Origin of the sequence: Streptomyces sp. SID5785, assembly GCF_009870065.1 — a bacterium.
In the GTDB taxonomy this organism is placed as follows: domain Bacteria; phylum Actinomycetota; class Actinomycetes; order Streptomycetales; family Streptomycetaceae; genus Streptomyces.
Genome location: NZ_WWIA01000573.1, coordinates 1 through 6326 on the forward strand (window position 1 = coordinate 1; position 6326 = coordinate 6326).

5 protein-coding genes are annotated in these 6326 nt (G+C 72.6%); 2 read left to right on the plus strand and 3 right to left on the minus strand.

Going from position 1 to position 6326, the window contains the following annotated elements:
* From GTW43_RS18620 to GTW43_RS18630, 3 genes are all read right to left on the minus strand, one after another.
* A partial coding sequence (locus GTW43_RS18620) for a heavy metal translocating P-type ATPase (protein WP_161303151.1) occupies nt 1–2271 on the minus strand: 2271 nt, incomplete at its 3' end.
* On the minus strand, nt 2271–2543 hold the full coding sequence (locus tag GTW43_RS18625) for a hypothetical protein (RefSeq protein ID WP_202501627.1): 273 nt from the start codon (nt 2541–2543) through the stop codon (nt 2271–2273). The genes GTW43_RS18625 and GTW43_RS18620, both read right to left, overlap by 1 nt.
* Before the next feature lie 153 nt (nt 2544–2696).
* A complete protein-coding gene (locus tag GTW43_RS18630) occupies nt 2697–3713 on the minus strand; it encodes a LacI family DNA-binding transcriptional regulator (RefSeq protein ID WP_161303152.1) in 1017 nt (338 codons plus the stop codon).
* Nucleotides 3714–3925: 212 nt separating this feature from the next.
* Here GTW43_RS18630 and GTW43_RS18635 point away from each other — a divergent pair, with 212 nt between their 5' ends.
* Together GTW43_RS18635 and GTW43_RS18640 are read left to right on the plus strand one after the other, a co-directional pair.
* On the plus strand, nt 3926–5011 hold the full coding sequence (locus GTW43_RS18635; RefSeq protein WP_202501626.1) for a glycoside hydrolase family 172 protein: 1086 nt from the start codon (nt 3926–3928) through the stop codon (nt 5009–5011).
* Nucleotides 5012–5063: 52 nt separating this feature from the next.
* Nucleotides 5064–6326, plus strand: a 1263-nt coding sequence (locus tag GTW43_RS18640; protein ID WP_161303156.1) for a sugar ABC transporter substrate-binding protein, incomplete at its 3' end; no start/stop codon positions are given.

The window sequence follows — 6326 nt, forward strand, 5'->3', positions numbered from 1 at the left end:
CCGGTGCCCGGGCCGGGCGGCACGGGCGGGAGCGGGCTGCCAGGTGCGCAGGCGCAGACTGTTCGCCACGACGAGGACCGAGCTGAGCGACATGGCCGCGGCGGCGAGCATCGGGTTGAGCAGCCCCACCATGGCCAGGGGCACGGTGACGACGTTGTAGCCGAAGGCCCAGACGAGGTTGACGCGGATCGTCCGCAAGGCCGCGCGGGACAGCCGCACCGCGTCGGCCAGGGCGTCGATCTCGCCGCGGACCAGCGTGACGTCGGCGGCGCCGATCGCCGCGTCGGTGCCCGTACCCATGGCGATCCCCAGGTCGGCCGAGGCGAGGGCGGCCGCGTCGTTGATGCCGTCGCCGACGACGGCGACCCGGTGCCCTGCGGATCTGAGCGCCGTCACCAGGGCCGCCTTGCCCTCGGGCGAACAGGCCGCGTGCACGGTCTCGATGCTCAGTTCGGCGGCGACCGCGCGGGCCGGCGCCTCCCGGTCGCCGGTGGCCAGGACCGGGTGCACGCCCAGCCGGCGCAGCCGGTCGACGGCCCGGTAGCTGCCCGGGCTGATCACGTCTCCGACCGCGAAGAGCGCCACGACCCTGCCGTCGACGCGCACCCGCACCGCCGTGTGCGCGGATTCCTCGGCGGCCCGCAACGCACCCGCGAGCGCGTCCGGCACGTCCTCCGAGACGGCACCCACCTCGACCAGCCGATCCTCCACCCACCCGCTCACTCCCGTGCCCGGCAGCGCGGTGAATCCCCGGACGGGCGGCAGCACGTGGTCCTTCAGCGTGCGCACGGCGTGCACGGCGATCGCCCGCCCCAGGGGATGCTCGGACGCGTCCTCCACGGCCCCCGCCAGCCGCAGCACCTCGCCCTCGGCCATGCCGTCGGCGCATACATGGACCCGCGCGACACTCATCCGCCCCGACGTGAGGGTGCCGGTCTTGTCGAGGACCACGGTGTCGACATGCTGCAATCCCTCGAGGGCCTGGGGTCCTGTCACCAGTACGCCCAGTTGCGCCCCTCGCCCGGTCGCGGCCATCAGTGCCGTCGGCGTGGCCAGGCCCAAGGCGCAGGGGCAGGCCACCACCAGTACCGCGACACACGCGGTGACGGCGGCCTGGGCCTCCGCGCCCGCGCCGAGCCAGAAGCCGAGCGTGGTCACGGCGAGCGCCAGTACGACCGGGACGAACACCCCGGCCACCGCGTCCGCCAGCCGCTGGGCACGGGCCTTGCCCGCCTGAGCCTCCGTCACCATGCGGGTGATCCGCGCGAGTTGCGTCCGGGCGCCGACGGCGGTGGCCCGTACGAGCAGCAGGCCGCCCGCGTTGACCGCGCCTCCCACCACGGTGTCCCCGGGGCCCGCCTCGACCGGCTCGCTCTCGCCCGTGACCAGCGCCTGGTCGACCGCCGAGTTCCCTTCCGCGACGACCCCGTCGGTGGCGACCCGCTCCCCCGGGCGGACGAGGAAGACATCGCCGACGGCCAACTCCTCGATGGGGACGAGCCGTTCGTGCCGGCCCCGCCTGACCGCCACGTCCTTCACCGCGAGCCTCGCCAGGGACGTGAGGGCGGCACCGGTCCCCCGGCGCGCCCGGGCCTCCAGGTACCTGCCGGCGAGCACGAACAGCGGGACTCCGACCGCCGCCTCCAGGTACAGGTGGGCCGCCCCGTCGGCGGGAGACGGAACCAGCGTGAACGGCATCCGCATCCCCGGCAGGCCCGCTCCGCCGAGGAACAGCGCGTACACCGACCAGGTGAACGACGCCATCACCCCGAGCGACACGAGCGTGTCCATGGTCGCCGCCCCGTGCCGCGCCCCGCGCAGCGCCCGTGCATGGAAGGGCCAGGCGCCCCAGAGCGCGACCGGCGCAGCGAGCAGGTAGCAGAGCCACTGCCAGTTGCGGAACTGCAGGCCGGGGACCATCGACAGGACGAGCACCGGTACGGCGAGGAGCGCGACCAGGAGCAGCCTCTCCTGCTCGGCGCGGTCCGCGTCCGACTCCTCGTCGCCCTCCCCGTCACGTGCGACGGCACGTCCCGCGTCGGCCGGCAGCCGGGCCGTGTATCCCGCCCGCTCGACTGCGGTGGTGAGCTCCTGCGGGGTGACGGACGCGGGGTGACTGACCCGGGCGGTGCCGGTCGCGAGGTTCACACGCGCCACGACTCCTTCGAGTCGGGCCAGCTTCTTCTCGACCCGCCGGACACAGGCGGCACACGTCATGCCGCCGACCGCGATGTCCGTGACGAGCGGGGCGGGTGCCGGTGCGGTGGCCATCAGCCGCCGCTTCCGTGGTCCATGTCCATGCCGCCCGCGCCGCCGGGACGCGGGCCCCCGTCCGTCCCGTCACCGGTGCTGGTCCCGCGCATCCCCGGAGCGACCGGCCCGACCAGGTGCCCGACGGCGTAGGAGGCTGCGAACATCGCGAGGAGCAGCGCCACGAACCCGATGACCACAGGGGCGGGGAGCCACCGGGGCGCGGGGCGGCCACCGGAGAGCTCGGAGAGGGGTGGCGCGGAGGCCTGCCCGCCGCGATGGTGCTGAGTCACTGCGTCTCCCGTCTGTGCCGGCCACCGCGCTTCCTGCGCCCGGTGCCGTCGAGGGGCTTGGATGCGCGCGGATGTGTGCCGGTAGTCGGACGAGCCGGCCGACGCGTTCCCGGCCCGCCTTGTGATTCAGCTCACATGCATGGGTGCATGCCGTCAGAACCCCCCGCCCCGACGCGTCGACTCCCGCCGCTGCAAGGACGTGCGCAGCACCACGCTGCGCGCGGGGATCCGCGACCCCGCGATCCGTTCCTGCAACAGGGCGGCTGCGGTCCGTCCGAGGTCGTACGCCGGCAGGTCCACCGCGCTGAGTGAAGGGCGCAGCAGCGACGCCCACGGCACGTCACCGAAGGAGAGGACGCCGGTCGACGGGGGTTCGAGGCCCGCGTCGCGCAGGGCCTGCAACGCACCCACCGTCATCAGGTTGTTCGCGACGAACACCGCGTCGGGCGGGTCCGGCAGGGCAAGGAGTGCGGCCATCGCCGCACGGCCGCCCTCCACCCGGAAGTCCCCGTGCTGCACGTACCCGGCCGGGGGCGCGGGCTCGCCCGTCTCGCGGCGGTGGTCGGCCATCACCGAGCGGTATCCCGCGAGCCGCTCCTCCGACGTCGAGGCGCCCTCGGGCCCCGCGATGCAGGCCACCCTGCGGTATCCCGCCGCGAGCAGGTGGGCCGTCGCCTCCTCGCCACCGTGCTGGTTGTCGACCATCACCGCGTCCACGTCCGCGCCGCGCGGCAGGCGGTCCACGGCGACCACCGGCATGCCGCGGTCCCGTACGAGCGAGAGGTCCGTGCGGTTGCGGGACGCGGCCGCGATGATCACGCCCGCCATCTGCTCGGCCGCCGCTATCGACAGGTAGCGCGTCTCCTTGGCCACGTCCTCGTCCGAATTGCACAGCACGACGGAGAGGTTGGTCTCCTGGGCCGTGTCCTCGACGCCGCGGGCGAGCGCCGTGAAGAACGGGTTCTCGATGTCGGGGATGATCAGGCCGATGACGCTGGCCTGCTGTTTACGCAGGGAGCGCGCGACCCGGTTGGGCGCGTAGCCCAGTTCGGCGGCGGTGCGGCGGACCCGCTCGGCGCGCTCGGCGGTCACCCGCTCCCCGTTGAACACCCGGGACACCGTGGCGGGGGAGACACCCGCCGCGCGGGCCACGTCCTGAATCGTCGTCACGGGCCCGCCTCAACTCCTCCACCGGTGCCGGACGTTGCTTCCCGCACCCTTGACACGTCCTGACCAGAACCCTACGTTCGCGTGAAATGGATTTCAAGGAGTCCTCGACAGAGGACCGCCATCGGCTGGATCCATCTCCCGACAACCCCGGTAAATAACGGCACTTTCTCACGCTCGGCCATCTGAAATCGATTTCAGGAGTACACGTGACGATGCCCGGATTCGACGCCCTGTCCCTCCGCACCGAGGGGGTGAGCAGGTCGATCAGCGCGGAGAACTTCACCGGCGCCAAGGGCGCCGGCGGACGGGCCACCGAGGGCACCGGGGCCCGCGCCGCGAGCCGGCTCGGCCGCGGCTGGAAGATCTCGCCGAGCATCGACATCGCACCGGGGGCCACCGCGGAACTCGCCGACATCGAGGGCCCGGGCACACTGCGGCACGTGTGGTGCACCACGGCCCCGCACGCCGCCTGGCGCGCGTCCCTGCTGCGCATCCACTGGGAGGACGAGGAGGAGCCCGCGGTCGAGGTGCCGCTCGGCGACTTCTTCTGCCACGGCTGGAACCGCTTCGCCCAGGTCTCCTCCGCGATGGTCGCCGCCAACCCCAACGGCGGCTTCAACTGCTACTGGCCGATGCCCTTCCGCCGCCGCGCCCGCATCACCCTGGAGAACCTCTCGGCGGAGCAGATCACCCTCTACTACCAGGTGGACCACGAACTCGGCCCGGTCGCCGAGGAGTCCAGCTACCTGCACGCGCACTGGCGGCGCTCGAACCCCGTCTCCGCGGGCAGCGACCACACGCTCCTGGACGGCGTCCGGGGAGCGGGCCACTACGTCGGCACCTACCTGGCCTGGGGTGTGAACAGCCCCGGCTGGTGGGGCGAGGGCGAGCTGAAGTTCTTCCTCGACGGGGACACGGAGTTCCCCACGATCTGCGGCACCGGCACCGAGGACTACTTCGGCGGCGCCTGGAACTTCGACGTGCCGGGCACCGGCTACACCGCCTACACCACCCCGTACCTGGGCCTCCCCCAGATCATCGGCCCCGACGGGCTGTACGCCAGTCAGCAGCGTTTCGGGATGTACCGGTGGCACGTCCCCGACCCCGTCCGGTTCGCCACGGACCTGCGGGTCACCGTGCAGTCGCTCGGCATCGGTCCGGGACAGGGCAACGGCCTCCCCCACCGCTACCGGCCCACGCACGACGACATCGCCTCCACCGCCTTCTTCTACCTCGACGCACCGCGCACCGAGGGCAGGCCTCCGACTCCCGGACTGCTCGACCTCGAAGTCGACTGACGTCCGACCGACCACACCCCCAACCGAACCCGTACCGACAAGGAGGACCGGCATGTCCCCGTACGGATCCCGGCGCCGCTTCCTCGGCGGGGCAGCGGGCCTCGCGGCCACCGCCGCCGCGACCCCGCTGCTCACCGGCTGCGGCGGGCCGGCGCAGGCCGACGGCCGCCGGCTCACGTTCTGGCACTTCTACGACTCGCACTCGTCCGACCCGGCCATGCGCGGCCAGGCCAAGTGGTTCGACAGCCTGATCAAGGACTGGAACGACACCCACGACGTGCAGGTCGAGCCCTTCTTCGTCCCGGGCATCAGCTACCAGGGCTCGAAGATGGTCACCGCCTTCGCCTCAGGCGCGGGCCCCGACATCTTCCTGCTCAGCCCCGGCGACTTCCTGCGCTACCAGAACGGCGGCATCCTCGCCGACCTCACCCCGCACCTGGACGAGGGAGTGGTGGCCGACTACGGCGCGGCGCTCACCAGCCGGACGGTCGACGGCAAGGTCTACGCCCTGCCGATGGAGGTCGAACCGCTGGCCATCTTCTACAACGTCCCCAACTGGGAGAAGGCGGGCCTGTCCGAGGGCGACATCCCGGCCGACTGGGACCAGCTCCTGGACGTCGGAGACAAGCTGCGCGCCAAGGGCGGCGGCGCGGGCCTCGTCCTCGAGACCGACCCCGGCTACTACCAGAACTTCACCTGGTACTGCTGGATGTGGCAGGGCGGCGGCGAGGTCGTAGACAGGAACGGCGACGTCGCGTTCGACTCGAAGGCCACCCGCCAGGCGCTCGGCCTGTGGCAGGACGCGATCCGCCACGGCATCTCGCCGCGCACCAAACCGGCGGCCGGCGACCAGTTGAGCGCGTTCAAGGCGAACCAGGCCGGCATGTGGCAGAGCGGCATCTGGATGGTCTCGACCTTCAAGGTGGCCGCACCCGACCACGAGTACGGCGTCTTCCGGCTCCCCACGCCACCCGGCGGCCGGTACACCACCTCGCTCGGCGGCTGGTCCTTCTGCGCCAGCACGCAGAGCGCCCGCCCCGACGCGGCGGCCGAGTTCTGCGGCTGGGCGCTCGGCCGCATGAACGAGCAGTCCATCGGCCGCACCGTCTCGTGGTGCACCGACGTCAAGTCCGACGTGTCGCCCCGCAGGTCCGCGCTCGAGAAGGCGACGGAGAAGGGCGGCTACGACTCCTGGGCCATGAAGAAGTTCAAGGACGAGATCTTCCCCGGCGGCCGGGCCGAGCCGCGCTACCCCCCGGTCGTCTACAAGGCCATCTCCGACGCCGTCCAGGCCACCATGCTCGGCGGCAAGGGC

What these genes read in the sequence shown, in the direction of transcription:
- GTW43_RS18635 (WP_202501626.1), top strand. Translation starts at nt 3,926, where the DNA reads ATGCCCGGATTCGACGCCCTGTCCCTCCGCACCGAGGGGGTGAGCAGG.